Origin of the sequence: Pseudomonas sp. 22085 (assembly GCF_052045815.1) — a bacterium.
Lineage (GTDB): Bacteria > Pseudomonadota > Gammaproteobacteria > Pseudomonadales > Pseudomonadaceae > Aquipseudomonas > Aquipseudomonas glycinae.
Genome location: NZ_JBQEQA010000017.1, coordinates 107,764 through 126,511, shown reverse-complemented (window position 1 = coordinate 126,511; position 18,748 = coordinate 107,764). Strand labels below are relative to the sequence as shown.

Below are 18,748 nucleotides of genomic sequence, written 5' to 3'. Positions count from 1 at the left end.
TTCTACAGCGTTACACGCTGCTGTCAACACCTCTTTTTCTCCGCTTTCGACCGAGAAGATCGAACCGTTGAAAGCGCCAAACAGACCGGCATTTCCAACTCCTTCCAGGCTTCGATGAACTGAAACAACCCGCTTCGAAACTTACTTAACCCATTGAATCTCAAGGAGTTTTCCGTTTCGACTGCGCCGGAAGTGGGGCGAATTATAGAGACTCAAAATCTGCCGTCAACCCTTAATTTGAGTTTTCTATCAAGACAGGGAAAATGATCGCTCCTATATAGACGGGAACGTAGCGAGTGCGCACTATATTGCTCAACACAACAGCTACCTCCCCGGATGATGTCACGCAATGAACGACCAGCCTCGCAGCCTTGCCTCAACCCTGTTCCCGGTTGGCCTACTATTAATAGCCATGGCATCGATCCAGTCCGGCGCATCCTTGGCTAAAAGTATGTTCCCCATTGTTGGCGCTCAAGGCACGACAACGCTTCGCCTGATCTTCGCCAGCGTGATCATGCTGTTACTGCTCAAACCCTGGAGAGCGAAGCTGACAGCCAAGTCGCTGCGCACAGTGATTGTCTACGGGATGGCGCTGGGAGGTATGAACTACCTCTTCTATATGTCGTTACGTACCGTTCCGCTCGGCATCGCAGTCGCTCTGGAGTTCACCGGCCCGCTGGCAGTCGCCATCTATGCCTCACGTCGCGCTATCGACTTTCTCTGGATTGCACTGGCTGCCATCGGCTTGTTGCTGCTGATACCAACTGGCGCTACAACAGCGGGTATTGATCTGATCGGCGCAGGCTATGCGCTGGGAGCGGGGGTTTGCTGGGCGCTCTACATTCTGTTCGGCCAAAAGGCGGGCGCGGATAACGGTGTGACCACCGCGGCGCTTGGCGTAATGATCGCCGCCCTGTTCGTTGCCCCCATTGGCATTGTCCATGCCGGCAGCGCACTGCTGACACCTGCACTGATTCCGATCGCCATTGGCGTTGCAATCCTCTCCACAGCCCTGCCCTACACGCTGGAAATGGTTGCGCTCACCCGAATGCCCGCACGCACCTTCGGCACATTGATGAGTATCGAACCAGCGTTTGGTGCGCTATCAGGTCTGCTGTTTCTGCAGGAATACCTTTCTTTGTCACAATGGATGGCAATTCTGTGCATTATTCTGGCCTCGGTCGGAGCAACCATGACGATGGGCAGTACCTCTAAACCCGCCATCGCTGCAGATTGAAAGAGGATTTTACGAAGGTCTGGCAATTGGCGCTCATTTAGGCCATGTTTAGCCTCGCAACCCAATGCCAGACATGGATTTTTTCGGATAGGGACATCAGAACGCTTCAAGCGAGAGCGCATACAGGCAGACCCGAGCGCCAGACTCGAGGCCGCCATAAGGACGGTAATGAAACGAATTTTGATACTGATCGCCATACTGGCTGTTGCAGGCTGCGCGGCGACGTCGAAGACCCACGTCAAACATGGCAAGAAAGGGTTGCACATCAACTGTTCGGGGCTGTCCTCTTCTTGGGACAAGTGCTACACCAGCGCCGCCAACTCTTGCGCACCAAAGGGCTACAAAGTCATTGCAAAATCAGGCGATACGGTGGAAGAGCCGGGTGATTACCCCTTTGGCCTCAACCCTGCCGGCTATACCAGCCGCAGCATGATCGTCATCTGCAAATAAACCATCGCCGCTACTGCACTCGCGAAGCGGCGAGCTGGTTCCCGATCTCTTCATGACAGGACTTCAGCACCCGCTGCTGAACCTGCGGGGACGCCAGCATTCGTGCCACTACCAGCGCCCCGACACACTGCGACAGAATCGCCCAAGCCAGGCTGTCGCTTTCCAGAATCTGCGCCCAACTTTCCTGAAGCTTGCAAATCCACAGCTCGGCCTGTTCCCGCACAACATTATCCGACCGCGCAATCTCGGCGCCCAACGCAGGCAATGCGCATCCCAACTCAGGCTGCTCGACATGGGCCATGCTCAGATAAAGTTTCAGGCACCGCTCCAGTCGCTCGCGATCCTGCGTACCCTGCCCGCCCAAGCGCTCAAGACTCTGGCACAACTCGCGTTCGACGATAGCCGCGAACAAGGCATCCTTGGACGAGAAATGACTGTAGAACGCCGCCCCACTCAGGCCGATTGCCTTCATCAGGCCATCGACACCCATTGATGAGAACCCGTTTCTTTTCGCAGAAAGCGAACTGCTTTGCAGAAGCTTTTCTTTGGTTTCCAGCTTGTGACCGGCGGAATACCGCATGTATTTGTCCTCACATTGAGTGCCTTGACGCTGGGAAAATCCTAGCATAACGTTCGTTCACTTAACGATCGTTTAATAAAGGGATCCACCCATGAATAACAAGAAGGTCGTATTGGTTGTCGGTGCAGGTGATGCCACGGGCGGCGCCATCGCCAAGCGGTTCGCCAAGGAAGGTTTCGTCGCGTGCGTCACGCGGCGCAGCGCCGACAAGTTGCAGCCGTTGGTGGAAGCGATTCAGGCGGACGGCGGTGAAGCCCACGGTTTTGCCTGCGACGCGCGCAAGGAAGAAGACGTCATTGCGCTGATCGAAGATATCGAAACCCGCCTCGGTCCGATTGAAGCATTCGTTTTCAATATCGGCGCCAACGTGCCCTGCAGCATCCTCGAAGAAACTGCACGCAAGTATTTCAAGATCTGGGAAATGGCCTGCTTCTCCGGGTTTCTCAATGCCCGGGAAGTCGCCAAACGGATGGTGACCCGTAGCCGCGGCACTATCCTGTTCACCGGCGCGACTGCCGGATTGCGCGGCGCCTCCGGTTTCGCCGCGTTTGCCGGAGCCAAGCACGGTATCCGGGCTCTGGCACAGAGCATGGCCAGAGAGCTTGGCCCGATGAACATCCACGTCGCCCACGTCGTGGTCGACGGCGCCATCGATACCGATTTCATCCGCGACAATTTCCCTGACAAATACGCCACCAAGGATCAGGACGGCATTCTCAATCCAGAGCATATCGCCGAGAACTACTGGTATCTGCATAGCCAGCCACGGGACGCCTGGACGTTCGAGCTGGACCTGCGGCCCTGGAACGAACGCTGGTAATCCCCCAATAACAAAAACAGAGAGCAGCGAACATGAGCAAAACCGTGGAGTTCTATTTCGATCTCGGCAGCCCCGCCACTTATCTGGCGTACACCCAACTGCCGAAAATCTGCGCCGAGACCGGCAGCCAGTTGATCTACATTCCGATGTTGCTGGGCGGCGTCTTCAAAGCCACCGGCAACGCGTCTCCGGCAATGATCCCGGCCAAGGGTCGTTACATGTTTCAGGACCTGGACCGTTACGCCAAACGTTACGACGTCCCCTTGAAATTCAACCCGCATTTCCCGATCAATACCCTGATGCTGATGCGCGCGGTCACCGGTATTCAACTGCGTCATCCGGATCGCTTCCTGACTTTCATCGATTGCCTGTTCAAAGCGCTTTGGGTTGAAGGCCGCGCCCTAGATGAACCGGCAACAGTTGCCGCCGTGCTGACGGAACATGGCTTCAATCCTGAAGAGGTACTGGCATTGACCAACGATGAAGCAGTCAAGGCCGCGCTCAAGGACAACACCGAAACCGCCGTGAAGCGTGGCGTCTTCGGAGCGCCGAGCATGTTCATCGACAACCAGTTGTTCTTCGGTCAGGACCGGCTCGACTTCGTGCTGGAAGCCCTTCGCTAAATCTCCACCACCAGACGCCCCTGAGCTGCTTTCGTTGCCAGCAGCTCATGGGCTTCTCCTGCGGTTTCCAGCGTGAACCGATGCGGATCGAGCAGCGGTCGCAGCTGGCCGGACTCAATCAACGCGGCAGCCTGGCGCAAAATCTCGCCATGATGCTCACGCCCACTGCCGGTCAGTAACGGCAGCAAGGTGAACACTCCCGCGGCCAACGCATACACCTCATCGCCCGGCGTCCAATTCTGCACGCCCTCACCCACTGCTTCGATCACACCTGCCAGATCCAGTCCCACCACTGCCGGCAGCGGTTGCCGGGCATGGGTGGCCTGCCCCGCACGAATTTTCAGATAGTGCTGCGCGCCCTTGAAAATGAATTGGGCGGCAAGCTGATTGCCCGCAGCACACGCAAGCTGTCACTGACCGATGAAGGTCAGCGGTACTACAACGAATCTCGAAATATCCTCGCGGCGGTGGATGCCGCCGAGCACAGTTTCCAATCCGGCAGGGAAACCGTGGCCGGACCTTTGCGGATCGGCTCCTCCGTCAGTTTCGGCCGTTTGCAGATCGCCTCGCGGCTGACGGAATTTCTGCAACGTTATCCTCAGGTGCAGATCGACCTGCAACTGAGCGACCAGAACCTGTGGAGCTACGAGAAGGATGGGCAACACCACGACATACGCATCCAGGGCAACGCCCAGAGCAACAACTCGGAAGCGATCCGTGAAATGGTCTTGGGGGGGACTGGGGATTTCGCTGTCACCGGTCTGGCTGTTCAGCGAAGATTTGAAGGTGGGCCGAGTGGTCGCCCTGTTGCAGGACTACCAGACATTACCGCTGCCGATTCACGCCGTGTCCCCGGCGAACCGTCGCCAGTCCGCCAGGGTCAACGCGTTTGTCGATTTCATGACCCAGGCGCTGGCAGCAGCGCCCGAGCTTCAACCAATCAGATAGCGGCAGTACGCGTGTTCAGCCATTCCAGTGCCGCGCCTTCAAGCAGCGGGCTCAGACGCTCGCGCACTTCGGCGTGATAGGCATTGAACCATTGCTTCTCTTCCTGCGTCAGCAAGGACGGTTCCAGGCAACGGGTGTCGATCGGGCACAGAGTCAGGGTTTCGAACTTGAGGAACTCGCCGAACTCGCTGCTTCCTGCTTCAACGTTCATCGCCAGGTTCTCGATCCGCACACCCCAGCGGCCCGGACGATAAGTGCCCGGCTCAATGGAAGTGATCATCCCCGGTTGCATGGCGGTTTGCGGCGCCGGAGCAGCTTGATAGGCGATCACCTGCGGACCTTCGTGAACGTTGAGGAAATAACCCACACCGTGACCGGTGCCGTGACCGTAGTCCACGTTCTCGGCCCAGATCGGCGCACGGGCAATCGCGTCCAGCAGCGGCGACAGAATGCCTTTCGGGAAATGCGCGCGGGACAAAGCAATCACGCCTTTCAACACACGAGTGCAATCGCGCTTCTGCTCATCCGTTGGCGTACCAACAGCCACCATGCGCGTGATGTCGGTAGTGCCGCCCAGGTATTGACCACCGGAATCGATCAGCAACAAGCCATCACCTTCGATCACCGCGTGTTCTTCCGGGGTGGCATGGTAGTGCGGCATCGCGCCATTGGCGTTGAATGCAGCGATGGTGTTGAAACTCAGCGACACGTAATCCGGACGACGCTCACGGGCCGCCGTGAGTTTTTCGTCGATGGTCAGCTCGGTAATGCGCTCGCGGCCCCAGGCCGATTCCAGCCAGGCGAAGAATTCACACAACGCCGCGCCATCCTGCTCCATCGCCTGACGTATATGCCCGGCATCCGCCAGGCTCTTCTGCGACTTGGCCAGAGTGGTCGGGTTCAAGCCTTCGACCAGCTTCACGCCACTGTCGAGGTTATCCAGCAGGCCACTGGTGACCCGCGCCGGATCCACCAGCAGGCTCGCGCCGTTCGGAATCGCACGCAAGGCATCAGCGACTTCGCTGTAGTCGCGCAGGGTTACGCCGTCTTTTTCCAGCACGGCACGCAGCTCAGCATCGACCTTGCTCAAGGCCACAAACAGTGCGGCTTGTTGCTGGCTGATCAGCGCGAAGGAAACGAACACCGGGTTGAACGACACATCGCCGCCGCGCAGGTTGAACAGCCAGGCGATGTCGTCGAGGGTGGCGATGAAGTGCCAATCGGCGCCGCGTTCCTGCAAGGTTTCGCGCAGTTTGCCGAGTTTCTCGCCACGGCTGACAGTCGCCTGCGGCGGCAGGTGTTGGTAGATCGGCGCGTTCGGCAACGCCGGGCGGTCGCTCCAGACTTCTTTCAACAAGTCGATGTCGGTCCGCAGGCTGGCACCCCGGGCTTCGAGCTTGCTGCCCAGCGTACGTGCCGACGCGACGGCCATCACTGCGCCGTCGACCGCGACCACGCCGCCTTCCGGCGTCTGCTCGGCCAGCCAGTCCAGCGGGCTCGGCTGACCCAGTTGCAGTTTCACCAGTTCGATGCCGCTGCCCTTGAGTTCCTTGGTCGCCTGTTCCCAGTAGCGACTGTCGGCCCAGACCCCGGCGAAATCGGGGGTGACAATCAATGTGCCCACCGAGCCATGGAAACCCGACAGCCATTGCCGGCCCTGCCAGTAACCCGGCAAGTATTCCGACAGGTGCGGGTCGGCGGACGGCACCAGCAACGCGTGGATACCTTCGCGACGCATCAGTTCACGGGTGTGCGCGAGGCGCTGGGGAACCGTTCCTTCGGTCAAGGTCTGGGTACTCATCATGTCTCCTGCCAATCACTTCATCGTTATTGTTCGTAGCCGTCAGGTCGGCTGGTTAAAGTCCTGTCGCCCAGAATGCCGGAGCACTGGCGCAGGCGGTCTTGATCAGTTCTACAGCCTTGTCGATGTCTTCGGCGGTGGTGAAACGGCCGAGGCTCAGGCGAATCGTGCGGCCGGCCAGGTGCGCGTCGTGCCCCAATGCCAGCAAAACGTGGGACGGTGTATTGCTGGCGGAATTGCAGGCCGAGGTCGCGGAAAACGCGATCGAATGGCTCAGCGCCGCCGGGTTGAACTCGCCTTCGCTGAAGGTCAGGCTCAAGGTGTGCGGGATACGTTGGGTGCTGCTGCCGTTGAGGCGCACGCCGGGCAGGCTCAAGAGTTGTTCGAGCAGTCGCTCGCGCAACGCGACGATGGTTTTCTTCTCGTCATCGAAAGCCTCGGCGGCCAGGGCAAACGCCGAGCCCATGGCAGCGATCTGATGAGTCGCCAACGTACCGGAGCGCAAGCCGCCCTCGTGGCCACCGCCATGAATCTGCGCCTGCAAGCGCTGCTGCGCACGCGGGCCGACATACAGCGCGCCGATGCCTTTTGGGCCGTAGAGCTTGTGCGCCGAGAACGACATGAGATCCACCGGCCATTGCGCCAGATCGATCGCGACCTTGCCGGCGCCTTGCGCCGCATCGACATGGAACAACGCCCCACGCCCACGCACCACTTCGCCGATGGCCGGGATGTCGTTGACGGTGCCGAGTTCGTTGTTGACCAGCATCAGCGACACCAGAAAGGTGTCATCACGCATCGCTTCGCTGACCGCTTGCGCAGTGATCAGGCCTTCGGCGTCCGGCACCAGATAGGTCACGGCGACACCGGCGTCCTGCAATTGCCGGGCGGTGTCGAGGATGGCCTTGTGTTCGATCTGACTGGTGATGATGTGCCCGCCGGACACACCACGGGCCTGGGCCACGCCTTTCAGTGCAAGGTTGTTGGATTCGGTGGCGCCGGAGGTCCAGACGATCTGTTGCGCCTGGGCGCCAACCAGTTCGGCGACTTGCCGGCGAGCGTTCTCGACCGTTTGCCGGGCCTGCTGACCAAAGGCGTGGGAGCTGGAGGCCGGGTTGCCGAAATTACCGTTGAAACCCAGACACTCGATCATCACCTGGATGACCCGCTCGTCCACCGGGGTGGTGGCGGCGTAATCGAAATACAGCGGACGTGTGTTCATAAAAAGACTCGCAGAGCGTGTTCCGGGATCAGGATGCTCGTGTCTGCAAACGGCACGACGCAGCCTTGTGAGCTGCGTCCGGGTTCGAGAGCGTCATCAATACCTGATCGGAGGCCGTTAAAGAAGAACAACTTCATTTAAAAGTGCGTAGGAACGCTCCTGAACGCGACTTTAACAGGCATCGGGCCGGCGGTTGTAGCACTGCGTCAGCCAAAGCTTTCAAGGAGTAACGGATACAGCGAAATCACCAGCAGCGCCGCCATGCCCCAGTTGAACACCCGCAACCAGCGGCGATCCTTGAGCACGTTGCGCAACAGAGTCCCGCACGCCGCCCAGACACCGACGCTCGGCAGATTGATGATGGCGAACACCGCCGCAATCACGATTACATTGGTGAAGTAACCCTGCATCGGCGTGTAGGTGCTGATGGCGCCGATGGCCATGATCCACGCCTTGGGATTGACCCACTGAAAAGCGGCCGCGCCGAGATAGCTGATCGGCTTCGCTTCGCCCTGCTCGCTATCACCGACCGGGCCGGAATGAGCGATTTTCCACGCCAGGTACAGCAAGTACGCCGCCCCCACATAACGCAGGACCGTATAAAGCAGCGGATAAGTCTGGAATACCGCGCCCAGGCCAAAACCCACCGCCACCACCAGCACGAAGAAGCCGCAAGTAATGCCGAGCATATGAGGGATGGTGCGGTTAAAGCCGAAGTTCACGCCCGATGCCAACAACATGGTGTTGTTCGGCCCCGGTGTGATCGAGGTGACAAGGGCAAACAGGGCAAAGCCCAGCAACAGGTCGAGCGAGAGGGTCATGGCAGGCAGTCCGTCAGGGTCATTCAGGTGTTGACCCTATCCCACGGCGCCGCGCAAACCCACGGACAGTTGGGCAAAACTTCGAGCAGTACAGTTCTCAATCAGCTTGGACGACCGTGCAGCTGTACGGCCCGTTCCGCGCTCATTTCACCCTTGGTATCGAAACCGAATGTCTTCTGTGGCTGGCCGAGCAATTCGGCTTTTTTCGCGTGGTATTCCTCGAAGGACAGACCGCGACGGTTCAGCGATTCAAGCGCCAGTTCGCGGGTTTCTTCCGCCGTGTAAGGACGCAGTTCCGGGGAAACGTGGCTCGCGCAACCGGCGAGAACGGAGACAGCGAGCATCAGCGAAACAGTCAGTAAACGATTCATGGGAGCGTCCTGGCGAGCAGTGTGGGTCGATGGAGAAAGGCTACGCCCGGGCACGCTTTGGCAGAAATCAACGCTCTCAATAGTGGCTATCAGAATTCGGGCAGGAATCGCTCTCATATTCTCAAAAGACCTATCAATATCAATTAACAGTCTTTTGCGGAATAACAGTCAGCCTTTATAAATCCTTCATCGCGTTCGGCACTGTTGCTCCAGCAACTGTTTCCCAGGCAACAGCAGTTCAACAAACCGGCCTGAAAGTCACACGAGAACAGCCGTCGACAACGCTCGAAGCCACGGAATACGGGCCTTACAGGAATTGGTACAGCGCTTGCTCTGACCCGGTGACTACTCACTGCTCACCGAGCAACTGTTGAAAAAGGAACTGACCATGTCGCGTCCACTGAAAGTCGTCGCCCTGTCCGGCGGAACCTGGCGTCCGTCCCGCACCCTGGTGCTGACCCAGGCCCTGCTGGCCGAATTGTCCGGGCACTTGCCGATCGAGAGCCATTTGATCGAGCTCGGTGACATCGCCCGCCCGCTTGGCGCCGCACTGTCCCGCCAGGAGTTGCCGGCCGAGATCGAAGCCGAGCTGCAGGCCATCGAACAGGCTGATCTGCTGATCGTCGCGGCACCGGTGTATCGCGGCTCCTATCCGGGTTTGCTCAAACACCTATTCGACCTGATTGATCTGAATGCATTGATCGACACCCCTGTGCTGCTCGCCGCCACCGGTGGCAGCGAACGCCATGCGCTGGTCCTCGATCACCAGTTGCGCCCGCTGTTCAGCTTCTTCCAGGCCGTGACACTGCCGATCGGCGTGTATGCCACCGAAGCCGATTTCGCCGACTACCAGATCACCAGCGAACCGCTCAAGGCGCGCATCCGTCTGGCCGCCGAACGCGCCGCGCCGCTGTTCGGTGCTCACCTCAAACCGTTGCTGAAAATCGCCTGAGGAGCTGTTCATGGATGTTTTCTGGTTCCTGCCGACCCACGGCGACGGTCACTTTCTGGGCACCACCCAAGGCGCGCGCCCGGTTACCCTCAATTACCTGAAACAGGTGGCGCAAGCTGCGGACAGCCTCGGCTACCACGGCGTGCTGATTCCCACCGGGCGTTCCTGCGAGGATTCGTGGGTGATCGCCTCGGCGCTGGTGCCGCTGACCGAACGCCTGCGTTATCTGGTGGCGATCCGTCCGGGGATCATCTCGCCGACCGTCTCGGCGCGCATGGCCGCGACCCTCGATCGTCTGTCCAACGGCCGCTTGCTGATCAACGTCGTGACCGGCGGCGACCCGGACGAAAACCGTGGCGACGGCAGTTTCCTCAGCCACAGCGAACGCTACGAAGTCACCGACGAATTCCTCAAGATCTGGCGCCGCGTGTTGCAAGGCGAAGCGGTGGATTTCGAAGGCAAACACCTGAAGGTACAGAACGCCAAAGCCCTGTATCCACCGGTGCAGAAACCCTACCCGCCACTGTATTTCGGTGGTTCCTCCGACGCAGCTCACGATCTGGCCGCCGAGCAGGTCGACGTGTACCTGACGTGGGGCGAACCACCGGCCGCCGTCGCCGAGAAACTCGCCGACGTGCGCGAACGCGCCGCCCGTCACGGGCGCAAGGTGAAATTCGGCATTCGCCTGCACGTGATCGTGCGCGAGACCGCCGAAGAAGCCTGGAAAGCCGCCGACAAACTGATCGAGCACATCAGCGACGAAACCATCGAGGCTGCGCAGAAATCCTTTTCCCGTTTCGACTCCGAAGGCCAGCGGCGCATGGCCGCCCTGCATGACGGTCGCCGCGACAATTTGGAAATCGCCCCCAACCTGTGGGCCGGCGTCGGACTGGTGCGGGGTGGTGCCGGCACTGCATTGGTCGGCGATCCGCAGCAAGTGGCGGCGCGAATCAAGGAATACGCGGATCTGGGCATCGAGAGCTTCATCTTCTCCGGTTATCCGCATCTCGAAGAAGCCTACCGCTTTGCCGAACTGGTCTTCCCGCTGTTGCCCGAACCGTACGCGAGCCTGGCCGGACGCGGCGTCACCAACCTCACCGGGCCGTTTGGCGAAATGATCGCCAATGATGTTCTGCCCGCCAAAGCCAACGCCTGAGGAAGACCGAGTGACTGCCAAACCGCAAAGCACCCTGCTTTCCCCGTTGCAGACCGCCCGCCAATTGGCCGCCGAATTTGCCCTGACCGCCGTCGAGCGCGACGAGCGTGGCGGCACGCCGAAAGCCGAACGCGACGCCCTGCGCGACAGCGGTCTGCTGGCCCTGAGCATTCCCACCCGTTACGGCGGCCTCGGCGCGCGCTGGAGCGAAACCCTGCAAGTCGTGCGCGAATTCGCCAAGGTCGACAGCTCGATCGCCCACGTCTTCGGTTTTCATCATTTGATGCTCGCCACCGTGCGCCTGTTTTCCCGCCCGGAACAATGGCAGCCGTGGTTCGAACAGACCGCGCGGCAGAACTGGTTCTGGGGCAACGCGCTCAATCCGCTGGACACCCGCACCGTGGTCAAGGACCTCGGTGGCTGGCGCGAGTTTTCCGGCAAGAAGAGCTTCTGCTCCGGCGCCAGCGATTCGCAGATGCTGATCGCCTCGGCGGTGGACGAAAGCAACGGCGGCAAATTGCTGATCGCGGCGATCCCGAGCGGGCGCAGCGGCATCACCCTGCACAACGACTGGAACAACATCGGCCAGCGCCAGACCGACAGCGGCAGCGCCACGTTCGAACGGGTGCGGGTCGAAGAATCGGAACTGCTGCTGGATCCGGGGCCGCTGAGCACACCGTTCGCCTGCTTGCGCCCGTTGATCGCGCAACTGACGTTCACCCACATGTTCCTGGGCATCGCCGAAGGCGCCTTCGAAGAAGCGCGGCAATACACCCTCAGCGAAACCCGTGTCTGGCACAAATCCTCGGTGCGCGAGGTGCGTGAAGATCCTTATGTGCTGGCCCATTACGGCGAGTTCTGGGTCGCTCTCGAAGGCATCCGTCTGCTGGTGGAACGCGCCGCTGCGTTGCTCGACGAGGCCTGGGCCAAAGGCCCGAACCTCAGCGCCGAAGAACGCGGTCATCTGGCCACGGCGATTGCCACGGCCAAGGTCGCCGCCAGCCGACAGGGCCTGGAGATTTGCAGCCGATTGTTCGAAGTCACCGGCGCCCGTTCGACCCACGCCTCGCTGCGCCTCGACCGACACTGGCGCAACCTGCGCACGCAAACCCTGCACGACCCGCTGGATTACAAACTCCACGAGCTGGGCGACTGGGCGCTGAACCAGTCCCTGCCGGTGCCGACGTTCTATTCCTGATTTCCTTTCGTGGAGCGAGACCCATGCAACTGCTGACCCTGCCGCCCTCACCCGCCCTGGCCACCTCAATCCGCGCCACCGCTCAGGTCTTCGAAGACCCGAAATCCCAGGCCCTGCTCGCGCATCTGCAACAGGTCGCACCGAGCGAAGCCAGCGTGCTGATCATCGGCGAAACCGGCACCGGCAAGGAGTTGGTGGCGCGGCATATCCATAACCTGAGCAACCGGCGTAACCGGCCGTTCATCGCGGTCAACTGCGGGGCGTTTTCCGAATCGCTGGTGGAAGCCGAACTGTTCGGCCATGAAAAAGGCGCCTTCACCGGCGCCCTCAGCGCCAAGGCCGGATGGTTTGAAGAGGCGGATGGTGGCACCTTGTTCCTCGATGAGATCGGCGATCTGCCGATGGCCATTCAGGTCAAATTGCTGCGGGTGTTACAGGAGCGCGAAGTGGTGCGCCTGGGTTCGCGCAAGAGCATTCCCATCGATGTGCGGGTGCTGGCGGCGACCAACGTACAACTGGAGAAAGCCATCAACGCCGGGCATTTCCGCGAGGATCTGTATTACCGGCTGAACGTGGTCAATCTGGAGCTGAGCCCATTGCGTGATCGGCCCGGCGACATCCTGCCACTGACCCGGCATTTCATCGAGGCCTACAGTCAGCGCCTGGGTTACGGGCGCGTCACCATCAGTCCCGGCGCCGAACACAAACTGCGCGGCTACAGTTGGCCGGGCAACATCCGCGAACTGGAAAACGTCATCCACCACACGCTGCTGATCTGCCGTAACGGCGTGATCGAACGCGACGATCTGCGCCTGTCGAACCTGCGCATCGACCGGCCCGACGATCAGCACGCGACCGCCGACGACTCACCGGAAGCGCTGCTGGAACGCGCCTTCCAGAAACTCTTCGAGCAACAGGCCGGCGCCCTGCATGAGAAGGTCGAAGACGCGTTGCTGCGCGCGGCTTATCGCTTCTGCCATTACAACCAGGTGCACACCGCGTCCCTGCTCGGCCTGAGTCGCAACGTCACCCGCACGCGGCTGATCAAGATCGGCGAACTGGCAGTGAACAAGCGCCGGCCCACGGAAAACCTGCAAGGCGAGCGCTTGATCCAGCTGTCGATCTAGCCGACCAGTTGGCAATGCAAGCCATCGTCGTGACTGCGAGCGATGCTGCTCAGCACCTGGAATGAACCGAAGGTCACGGTGCGCGCCTGGTGGGTGCGGATCAGTTGCCAGAAATCCTGCTCGCCGGTTTCGAAACTCTGAAACGCCGCCTCCCCCGCCTCGCGGGACTGCCATTGCAGAAAGCTCAACACTCGCCGGCCATCGTCGCTGGCCTGGACGCTCGCGCTGACGAAGCCTGAGTAACGCTGGGCCAGACGTTCGGTCTGCAGCGCCAGCGCCGACACCAGCGCCGGTTGCTGGCCGGGTTCGATTTCAAATTCGATCAATTGGGTAAAGCTGCGGTTTTTCGCTGGTGCTTGCATGAGATCCCCACTCGGTCAGGCGAATCTTGCGATTCGAAGGCCTGCAGGGTAAAACCTCGAGTTAACTAGAGGTCAAGGGGCAATTTGCAGATGATCACTGCGCAAAATGTGCACAAACAATTGACCGTGGGCGAAGTCGCGGCCCGCAGCGGCGTGGCGGTCACCGCCCTACATTTCTATGAATCGAAAGGCTTGATCAAAAGCCAGCGCAATGCCGGCAACCAGCGGCGTTATCCACGGGAAGTGCTGCGGCGGGTCGCGTTGATCAAAGTGGCGCAACGCCTGGGCATTCCACTGGCGGAAATCGGCGAGGCGTTGAAACAGCTACCGGACAACCGCGCACCAACGGCAGCGGACTGGAAGGTGCTGTCGGAGCAGTGGCGGCGAGAGCTGGACGAGCGGATCAATCAGTTGCTGCTGCTGCGCGACCGGCTGACCGGTTGCATCGGTTGTGGGTGTCTGTCGATGGAGGCCTGCCCGCTGCGCAATCAGGGCGACATGCTGGGCGAGCGAGGGCCGGGAGCGCACTTTCTCGACGTTCCCGACTGAGGACTCGCTCCGCTCCGGCGTCGCGAGGGCTGCTCGTCGGCTGTTCGGCCATGGCGGCGGCACGGATCTATAGTTGAGCGACCGGCAACCCCGGCGAAGGCACACCTTCAACCGCTAATAAAAACCAGGCAACAAATAACAGGGAGTACCGCCATGAGCGTCAAACCCATTCCCGAGGGGTATCACAGCATTACCCCGTACCTCGGCATTCACAAAGCTGCCGAAGCCATCGATTTCTATAAAAAAGCATTCGGTGCCACCGAAGTCATGCGCCTGAGCATGCCCGACGGCGGCATCGGCCACGCCGAACTGCGCATCGGCGACAGTGCGATCATGCTCGGCTCGCCATGCGATCAAGGGCCTTTGAGCAATCCGGACAAAGCAGTGTCGGTCGGTTTGCATCTGTACGTGACCGATGTCGACAAATCCTTTCAGCGTGCGCTGGAGGCTGGCGCGACCTCGGTGTCCGAGGTCAAGGATCAGTTCTACGGCGACCGTAGCGGGACATTGAAAGATCCATACGGGCATCTGTGGTTCCTCGCCACGCGCAAGGAGGACCTGACCCAGGCACAGATCGAGCAGCGGGCGAAAGAGATGTTCCAGCAGGGTTAACAACGCCGAGTGTCCATTCCCGCGCAGCGCGCGGGGATGGGCGAACACGATTCATGAACCGTCGAACCACGCTTCACGTCTTGTCATTAATGCCCGGTGATTTCAGGATGCAGGCCACGCGCCTGAATAAAGGATCACCCGATGTTTGCCGGATTCGTCAAAGACCAGCGCCACGTCAACGGTGTGGACATCACCTACCGCATCAAAGGCAGCGGCCCGGGCCTGCTACTGTTGCACGGGCACCCGCAGACCCACGTCATCTGGCACAAGATCGCCGGGCAACTGGCCGAACACTTCACTGTGGTCGCTGCCGACCTGCGTGGTTACGGCGACAGCAGTCGTCCGCCGGCGGATGAAGCTCACCTCAACTATTCCAAGCGCGAGATGGCCCGCGACGGCGTGGAATTGATGAACGCGTTGGGCTTCGAGCAGTTCTCGATCCTTGCCCACGACCGTGGCGCGCGAGTCGCCCATCGTCTGGCGCTCGATCATCCCGCCGTCGTGCAGCGCATGGTCCTGCTCGACATCGCGCCGACGCTGGCGATGTACAGCCAGACCAACGAAGCCTTTGCCCGGGCCTATTGGCACTGGTTTTTCCTGATTCGTCCGGCACCGCTGCCGGAAACCCTGATCGAAGCCGACCCTGAAGGCTATCTGCGCAGCGTCATGGGCAGTCGCAGCGCCGGGCTCGCGCCCTTTACCGACGAGGCATTCAGCGAATACCGGCGTTGCCTGGAACGTCCCGGCAGTGCTCGGGGGATCTGCGAGGATTACCGCGCCAGTGCCGGCATCGACCTGGAACATGATCGCGCCGATCTCGCGGCCGACCGTCACCTGACCCTGCCGTTGCTGGTGCTGTGGGGCGCCGAGGGCACCGTCGGTCGCTGCTTCGATCCGCTGAGGGAATGGCAACAGGTTGCCACCGACGTACGGGGCAAGGCTTTGCCTGCCGGGCATTACCTCGCCGAAGAAGTGCCCGAATTGTTACTGACCGAAGCACTCGACTTTCTCCGCTGATTCCCCTCCTCCAATCCGGCGGCATGCGCCGTCGGACTGCTTCGCCTGCCCCGGAGAAATTCGCCCACGCGACAGCAACCTGCAATCGCGAAACATTTACTTTCATATCGTTTATCGGGATTTGCTTCGGTCATCCGTCTTATAGAGATGCGGGCCGGTCGCGTAGGCAAAAGCCACGACCGGCCTTTCAGGGGAACCCGTGCTGCGAAGCCCGTAGTACCGCTCCCTCTCACTGAATCAAGACCCGTCATCATGTCGAAGAAGTCCCGCTCGAAACTGTGGTTCCTGGTACACAGCTGGCTGGCGTTGCCGATCTGGTTTTTCGTGCTGATCGTCTGCGTCACCGGCACCCTGGCGGTGGTCAGCCAGGAAATCGTCTGGCTGGCCAACCCGCAGATGCGCGCCAGCGCACCGTCGGACGATGCACCGCGCCTGAGTTACGACCAGATCCTCGCCGAAATCAAGAAAGCCGAACCTCAGACCCTGGTGCAGAGCATCAACCGCCCGGATGAGTCGCACTTTGCCCTCGACGTCGAGGTCAGCTATCCCGACGGCCGTTCGCTGACGGTCTACGTCAACCCCTACACCGGGGTGATCCAGGGCACGGCGCCAAACTTCAACTTCAAGGCGTTCACCCGCGCACTCCATGGCTGGTGGCTGGTGCCGTTCACCAACGGTTTCAGCTGGGGGTGGTATCTGGTGTCGTTCCTCGGCCTGCCGATGCTGGCCTCGCTGGTGACCGGGCTGGTGGTGTACAAGCGCTTCTGGAAAGGCTTTTTCCGCCCGACCCTGCGCTTCAATCATGGCGCGCGGATCTTCTGGGGCGACTTCCACCGCTTGAGCGGCATCTGGTCGATATGGTTCATCGCGGTGATTTCGGTCACCGGCACCTGGTTCCTGATCCAGGCGCTGCTGTCGGACAACCAGATTTCCATTTCCAGCGAGCCGATCATTCCGGCCATGTCCCGCGAAGCCGTGCCATTGTCGAGCGACGGTTCGCCACCGCCGCGTATCAGCCTGGACCGCGCCATCGAAATCGCCCAGACAAAAATCCCCGGCCTGGAAGCCAGCTTCATCAGCCTGCCGGGCAATGCCTACGCGCACCTGGATATCGGCGGTCGCGGCTGGTATCCGCTGATGTACCAGACCGCCACGCTCAATCCGTACAGCGGTGACGTGGCGGCCTCGCGGCTGTTGTCCGATCGCACGTCACTGGAGTTCGTCACCGAATCCATGCGTCCGCTGCACACCGGTGATTTCGGCGGTCTGTGGATCAAGCTGATCTGGTTCTTCTTCGGCCTGCTGCTGAGCATGATGGTCCTCAGCGGCCTGCTGATCTGGACCAAGCGCACCGCGCTGGCCACCGCCAACGCCCTCAAGCGCGAGCACAAGAAACAGCGCGTGCAGGCGCAACCGGCCCTGCGCGGTGAAACGTCGGAGGCCAACCTGTGAGCAAGTCCACTAGCGTGGCTCAGCCTTCACGGCTGAGCGTGATCTGGCACAAATGGCGCTTCCACATCAATGTGCTATTGCTGCTGATCCCCTTGGGCTTCATGCCCAAATACTTTGCCGACGCTGCGCTGTTCCGTGGCGACAGCGGCCTGGGCGAGCGCGAGATCGGCGAAATCCAGGTCGGGCCATGGAGTCTGCGTCTGGCCGAATTGCGTGACGAGGCCCCGCGTTCCGACGGCCCGGCAGGCTATCTGAAAGGTTTTAATGCCGCGCTGTGCGAGGCCTGTATCGAGCCGGTCAAGGCCACTTACCTGCGCATCGGCAAGCCGCGCAGCCTGCGAGCCGCCGGTTCGATCTTCTTCGGCACGCCATACCGCATGGGCATTCAGTTGCCGGTGCCGGAAAGAACCAAAGCCGACGCCGAACTGTGGATCACCATGGAAGGCTGGGACGGCAGCATGCATCAAGCCTCGATTCCACTGAGCCAGGCTTCCCCCGCCACGGTGGCCTGGCTGAACAAACAAGGAGCCAAACCATGAGCCGTCCTTTCCGCCTTGGCATGAGCGCCGCATGGCTGGCACTGTGTGCCGGTTTCAGTACCAGCGCCCTGGCCCACAATCCGATGTGCGAGTGCAAGGCCATCGACGCCGAGCAGATCAAATGCACCGGCGGCTTCTCCGACGGCAGCGGCGCACCGGGGGTAACCCTCGATGTGATCGGCTACGACGAAACCATCCTGGTGCCGGGCAAGCTCGGCGCCGATTCGACCCTGACCTTCAAGAAACCCGGCGCCGAATTCTACGTGCTGTTCGACGCCGGCCCCGGCCACGTGGTCGAAATCGACCAAGCGGATATCGAAGCCCCATGATCCCACCGACCACCCAGGTTGTACGCCCGGCCGGTGCCGGGCATGAAACCCTCAACGTGCTGCTGATGTGCCTGCTGATCCTCGCGGTCGCCGGATCGGTAGTCGCATGGCGCGGCGTCTCCCACGAACCGGAGCCGGTTTCCAGCCATCAGCTCGATGCCCGTCGCGATCTCGGCGCCAGCGAGCAAGGCATCTATGCCGACTTGCGGGTAACCCTCGACGAGATCCGCCTGCTGCGCGAGGAACAGCAAGCGCTGCCGACCCCGCAGAACCTGGCGGATGAAGGTTTCGCACCGTTCGCCCAGGACGCCAGCTCTGTGAGCCGTGGCGGCCATGTCTGGCAATTGCTGGCCAATGCCGCCTACTTCGGCCACAGCCAGGCACCCGCCGTGGCCGGCTCGTTTCTGATGCGCCTGAACGACGCCGCGCCGGACATCTGGCTCAACCGCGCCAGCGACCTGCAGGCGCCGGCAGACCTGTCCGACGCAGCGCTGACCGCTGCCGGATGGAAACAGATCGTCGCGCAATTCGATGCCGGGGTGACCCGCGAACATCGTCATTGAACCCTCGCCTTCATTCGAG

22 protein-coding genes and 1 pseudogene are annotated in these 18,748 nt (G+C 60.8%); 16 read left to right on the top strand and 7 right to left on the bottom strand.

All coding sequences use genetic code 11. From position 1 onward, the window contains the following. Positions 1–349: 349 nt before the first annotated feature. Positions 350–1,237: a threonine/homoserine exporter RhtA gene (gene rhtA, locus ACTJK7_RS21120; RefSeq protein ID WP_108562868.1), complete on the top strand. Its 888-nt coding sequence runs from the start codon at positions 350–352 to the stop codon at positions 1,235–1,237. A gap of 168 nt (positions 1,238–1,405) precedes the next feature. Next, positions 1,406–1,687 carry a hypothetical protein gene (locus ACTJK7_RS21115; protein ID WP_064378543.1) on the top strand — a complete coding sequence of 94 codons (282 nt, stop codon included), beginning with the start codon at positions 1,406–1,408 and terminating at the stop codon, positions 1,685–1,687. A 10-nt stretch (positions 1,688–1,697) separates the two neighbouring features. On the opposite strand, the gene ACTJK7_RS21110 is transcribed toward ACTJK7_RS21115, so the two are convergent. After that, positions 1,698–2,267 (bottom strand): TetR/AcrR family transcriptional regulator, encoded by a 570-nt coding sequence (locus tag ACTJK7_RS21110; protein ID WP_064384019.1) that lies wholly within the window; start codon positions 2,265–2,267, stop codon positions 1,698–1,700. Positions 2,268–2,358: 91 nt separating this feature from the next. On the opposite strand from ACTJK7_RS21110, the gene ACTJK7_RS21105 reads away from it, so the two are divergent. Together ACTJK7_RS21105 and ACTJK7_RS21100 are read left to right on the top strand one after the other, a co-directional pair. Beyond that, the gene (locus tag ACTJK7_RS21105; protein WP_108562869.1) at positions 2,359–3,087 is read left to right on the top strand and encodes an SDR family oxidoreductase; all 729 of its coding nucleotides are present in this window, start codon (positions 2,359–2,361) and stop codon (positions 3,085–3,087) included. A gap of 32 nt (positions 3,088–3,119) precedes the next feature. Further along, positions 3,120–3,710: a 2-hydroxychromene-2-carboxylate isomerase gene (locus tag ACTJK7_RS21100; protein ID WP_108562870.1), complete on the top strand. Its 591-nt coding sequence runs from the start codon at positions 3,120–3,122 to the stop codon at positions 3,708–3,710. On the opposite strand, the gene ACTJK7_RS21095 is transcribed toward ACTJK7_RS21100, so the two are convergent. Further along, positions 3,707–3,979 (bottom strand): zinc-binding dehydrogenase, encoded by a 273-nt coding sequence (locus tag ACTJK7_RS21095; protein WP_440780224.1) that lies wholly within the window; start codon positions 3,977–3,979, stop codon positions 3,707–3,709. The two genes, ACTJK7_RS21100 and ACTJK7_RS21095, sit on opposite strands and share 4 nt — an antisense overlap. 45 nt (positions 3,980–4,024) lie before the next feature. Between ACTJK7_RS21095 and ACTJK7_RS21090 the strand changes: the two are divergent. Next, positions 4,025–4,658: pseudogene (locus ACTJK7_RS21090) on the top strand (LysR family transcriptional regulator). Here ACTJK7_RS21090 and ACTJK7_RS21085 read toward each other — a convergent pair. From ACTJK7_RS21085 to ACTJK7_RS21070, 4 genes are all read right to left on the bottom strand, one after another. Next, positions 4,651–6,459 carry an aminopeptidase P family protein gene (locus tag ACTJK7_RS21085; protein ID WP_108562871.1) on the bottom strand — a complete coding sequence of 603 codons (1,809 nt, stop codon included), beginning with the start codon at positions 6,457–6,459 and terminating at the stop codon, positions 4,651–4,653. The pseudogene ACTJK7_RS21090 and the gene ACTJK7_RS21085 sit on opposite strands and share 8 nt — an antisense overlap. Positions 6,460–6,514: 55 nt before the next feature. Beyond that, on the bottom strand, positions 6,515–7,681 hold the full coding sequence (locus ACTJK7_RS21080; protein ID WP_108562872.1) for an aminotransferase class V-fold PLP-dependent enzyme: 1,167 nt from the start codon (positions 7,679–7,681) through the stop codon (positions 6,515–6,517). Positions 7,682–7,887: 206 nt separating this feature from the next. Continuing rightward, the gene (locus ACTJK7_RS21075) at positions 7,888–8,502 is read right to left on the bottom strand and encodes a LysE family translocator (RefSeq protein ID WP_085655096.1); all 615 of its coding nucleotides are present in this window, start codon (positions 8,500–8,502) and stop codon (positions 7,888–7,890) included. A 101-nt stretch (positions 8,503–8,603) separates the two neighbouring features. Continuing rightward, positions 8,604–8,873: a hypothetical protein gene (locus ACTJK7_RS21070; RefSeq protein ID WP_011335229.1), complete on the bottom strand. Its 270-nt coding sequence runs from the start codon at positions 8,871–8,873 to the stop codon at positions 8,604–8,606. A gap of 388 nt (positions 8,874–9,261) precedes the next feature. On the opposite strand from ACTJK7_RS21070, the gene msuE reads away from it, so the two are divergent. Genes msuE through ACTJK7_RS21050 form a run of 4 tightly spaced genes read left to right on the top strand, consistent with a single transcriptional unit; the run spans position 9,262 to position 13,306 of the window. Next, entirely contained in the window at positions 9,262–9,825 is a 564-nt protein-coding gene (gene msuE, locus ACTJK7_RS21065) for an FMN reductase (RefSeq protein ID WP_108562873.1), read from the top strand. 10 nt (positions 9,826–9,835) lie between these two features. Further along, on the top strand, positions 9,836–10,981 hold the full coding sequence (gene ssuD, locus ACTJK7_RS21060; protein ID WP_108562874.1) for an FMNH2-dependent alkanesulfonate monooxygenase: 1,146 nt from the start codon (positions 9,836–9,838) through the stop codon (positions 10,979–10,981). A 10-nt stretch (positions 10,982–10,991) separates the two neighbouring features. Then, positions 10,992–12,179 carry an acyl-CoA dehydrogenase family protein gene (locus ACTJK7_RS21055; protein ID WP_011335232.1) on the top strand — a complete coding sequence of 396 codons (1,188 nt, stop codon included), beginning with the start codon at positions 10,992–10,994 and terminating at the stop codon, positions 12,177–12,179. Between the two features lie 23 nt (positions 12,180–12,202). After that, positions 12,203–13,306, top strand: a complete 1,104-nt coding sequence (locus tag ACTJK7_RS21050; RefSeq protein ID WP_236191423.1) for a sigma-54 interaction domain-containing protein — start codon at positions 12,203–12,205, stop codon at positions 13,304–13,306. Here the strand turns inward: ACTJK7_RS21050 and ACTJK7_RS21045 are convergent. After that, a complete protein-coding gene (locus ACTJK7_RS21045) occupies positions 13,303–13,668 on the bottom strand; it encodes an antibiotic biosynthesis monooxygenase (RefSeq protein WP_011335234.1) in 366 nt (121 codons plus the stop codon). The two genes, ACTJK7_RS21050 and ACTJK7_RS21045, sit on opposite strands and share 4 nt — an antisense overlap. A gap of 90 nt (positions 13,669–13,758) precedes the next feature. Between ACTJK7_RS21045 and soxR the strand changes: the two genes are divergently transcribed. From soxR to ACTJK7_RS21010, 7 genes are all read left to right on the top strand, one after another. Further along, entirely contained in the window at positions 13,759–14,217 is a 459-nt protein-coding gene (gene soxR / locus ACTJK7_RS21040; protein WP_440780154.1) for a redox-sensitive transcriptional activator SoxR, read from the top strand. A 153-nt stretch (positions 14,218–14,370) separates the two neighbouring features. After that, positions 14,371–14,829 carry a VOC family protein gene (locus ACTJK7_RS21035; RefSeq protein WP_074687912.1) on the top strand — a complete coding sequence of 153 codons (459 nt, stop codon included), beginning with the start codon at positions 14,371–14,373 and terminating at the stop codon, positions 14,827–14,829. A gap of 141 nt (positions 14,830–14,970) precedes the next feature. Continuing rightward, the gene (locus ACTJK7_RS21030; RefSeq protein WP_108562876.1) at positions 14,971–15,846 is read left to right on the top strand and encodes an alpha/beta fold hydrolase; all 876 of its coding nucleotides are present in this window, start codon (positions 14,971–14,973) and stop codon (positions 15,844–15,846) included. Positions 15,847–16,098: 252 nt separating this feature from the next. Then, positions 16,099–17,298: a PepSY-associated TM helix domain-containing protein gene (locus ACTJK7_RS21025; RefSeq protein ID WP_108562877.1), complete on the top strand. Its 1,200-nt coding sequence runs from the start codon at positions 16,099–16,101 to the stop codon at positions 17,296–17,298. Then, complete coding sequence (locus ACTJK7_RS21020) at positions 17,295–17,837, top strand: thiamine pyrophosphate-binding protein (RefSeq protein WP_085655110.1); 543 nt, start codon at positions 17,295–17,297, stop codon at positions 17,835–17,837. The genes ACTJK7_RS21025 and ACTJK7_RS21020 overlap by 4 nt, the downstream gene beginning before the upstream one ends. Continuing rightward, positions 17,834–18,166 (top strand): hypothetical protein, encoded by a 333-nt coding sequence (locus ACTJK7_RS21015; RefSeq protein WP_064378559.1) that lies wholly within the window; start codon positions 17,834–17,836, stop codon positions 18,164–18,166. Before ACTJK7_RS21020 ends, ACTJK7_RS21015 begins: the two co-directional genes overlap by 4 nt. After that, positions 18,163–18,729, top strand: a complete 567-nt coding sequence (locus tag ACTJK7_RS21010) for a DUF6162 family protein (RefSeq protein ID WP_064378560.1) — start codon at positions 18,163–18,165, stop codon at positions 18,727–18,729. Before ACTJK7_RS21015 ends, ACTJK7_RS21010 begins: the two co-directional genes overlap by 4 nt. Positions 18,730–18,748 lie beyond the last annotated feature (19 nt).

Excerpts from the sequence above, each read along its gene's own strand:
- rhtA (WP_108562868.1), top strand. The coding sequence starts at position 350 with ATGAACGACCAGCCTCGCAGCCTTGCCTCAACCCTGTTCCCGGTTGGC.
- ACTJK7_RS21115 (WP_064378543.1), top strand. The coding sequence starts at position 1,406 with ATGAAACGAATTTTGATACTGATCGCCATACTGGCTGTTGCAGGCTGC.
- ACTJK7_RS21110 (WP_064384019.1), bottom strand. The coding sequence starts at position 2,267 with ATGCGGTATTCCGCCGGTCACAAGCTGGAAACCAAAGAAAAGCTTCTG.
- ACTJK7_RS21105 (WP_108562869.1), top strand. The coding sequence starts at position 2,359 with ATGAATAACAAGAAGGTCGTATTGGTTGTCGGTGCAGGTGATGCCACG.
- ACTJK7_RS21100 (WP_108562870.1), top strand. The coding sequence starts at position 3,120 with ATGAGCAAAACCGTGGAGTTCTATTTCGATCTCGGCAGCCCCGCCACT.
- ACTJK7_RS21085 (WP_108562871.1), bottom strand. The coding sequence starts at position 6,459 with ATGAGTACCCAGACCTTGACCGAAGGAACGGTTCCCCAGCGCCTCGCG.
- ACTJK7_RS21080 (WP_108562872.1), bottom strand. The coding sequence starts at position 7,681 with ATGAACACACGTCCGCTGTATTTCGATTACGCCGCCACCACCCCGGTG.
- ACTJK7_RS21075 (WP_085655096.1), bottom strand. The coding sequence starts at position 8,502 with ATGACCCTCTCGCTCGACCTGTTGCTGGGCTTTGCCCTGTTTGCCCTT.
- ACTJK7_RS21070 (WP_011335229.1), bottom strand. The coding sequence starts at position 8,873 with ATGAATCGTTTACTGACTGTTTCGCTGATGCTCGCTGTCTCCGTTCTC.
- msuE (WP_108562873.1), top strand. The coding sequence starts at position 9,262 with ATGTCGCGTCCACTGAAAGTCGTCGCCCTGTCCGGCGGAACCTGGCGT.
- ssuD (WP_108562874.1), top strand. The coding sequence starts at position 9,836 with ATGGATGTTTTCTGGTTCCTGCCGACCCACGGCGACGGTCACTTTCTG.
- ACTJK7_RS21050 (WP_236191423.1), top strand. The coding sequence starts at position 12,203 with ATGCAACTGCTGACCCTGCCGCCCTCACCCGCCCTGGCCACCTCAATC.
- ACTJK7_RS21045 (WP_011335234.1), bottom strand. The coding sequence starts at position 13,668 with ATGCAAGCACCAGCGAAAAACCGCAGCTTTACCCAATTGATCGAATTT.
- soxR (WP_440780154.1), top strand. The coding sequence starts at position 13,759 with ATGATCACTGCGCAAAATGTGCACAAACAATTGACCGTGGGCGAAGTC.
- ACTJK7_RS21035 (WP_074687912.1), top strand. The coding sequence starts at position 14,371 with ATGAGCGTCAAACCCATTCCCGAGGGGTATCACAGCATTACCCCGTAC.
- ACTJK7_RS21030 (WP_108562876.1), top strand. The coding sequence starts at position 14,971 with ATGTTTGCCGGATTCGTCAAAGACCAGCGCCACGTCAACGGTGTGGAC.
- ACTJK7_RS21025 (WP_108562877.1), top strand. The coding sequence starts at position 16,099 with ATGTCGAAGAAGTCCCGCTCGAAACTGTGGTTCCTGGTACACAGCTGG.
- ACTJK7_RS21015 (WP_064378559.1), top strand. The coding sequence starts at position 17,834 with ATGAGCCGTCCTTTCCGCCTTGGCATGAGCGCCGCATGGCTGGCACTG.
- ACTJK7_RS21010 (WP_064378560.1), top strand. The coding sequence starts at position 18,163 with ATGATCCCACCGACCACCCAGGTTGTACGCCCGGCCGGTGCCGGGCAT.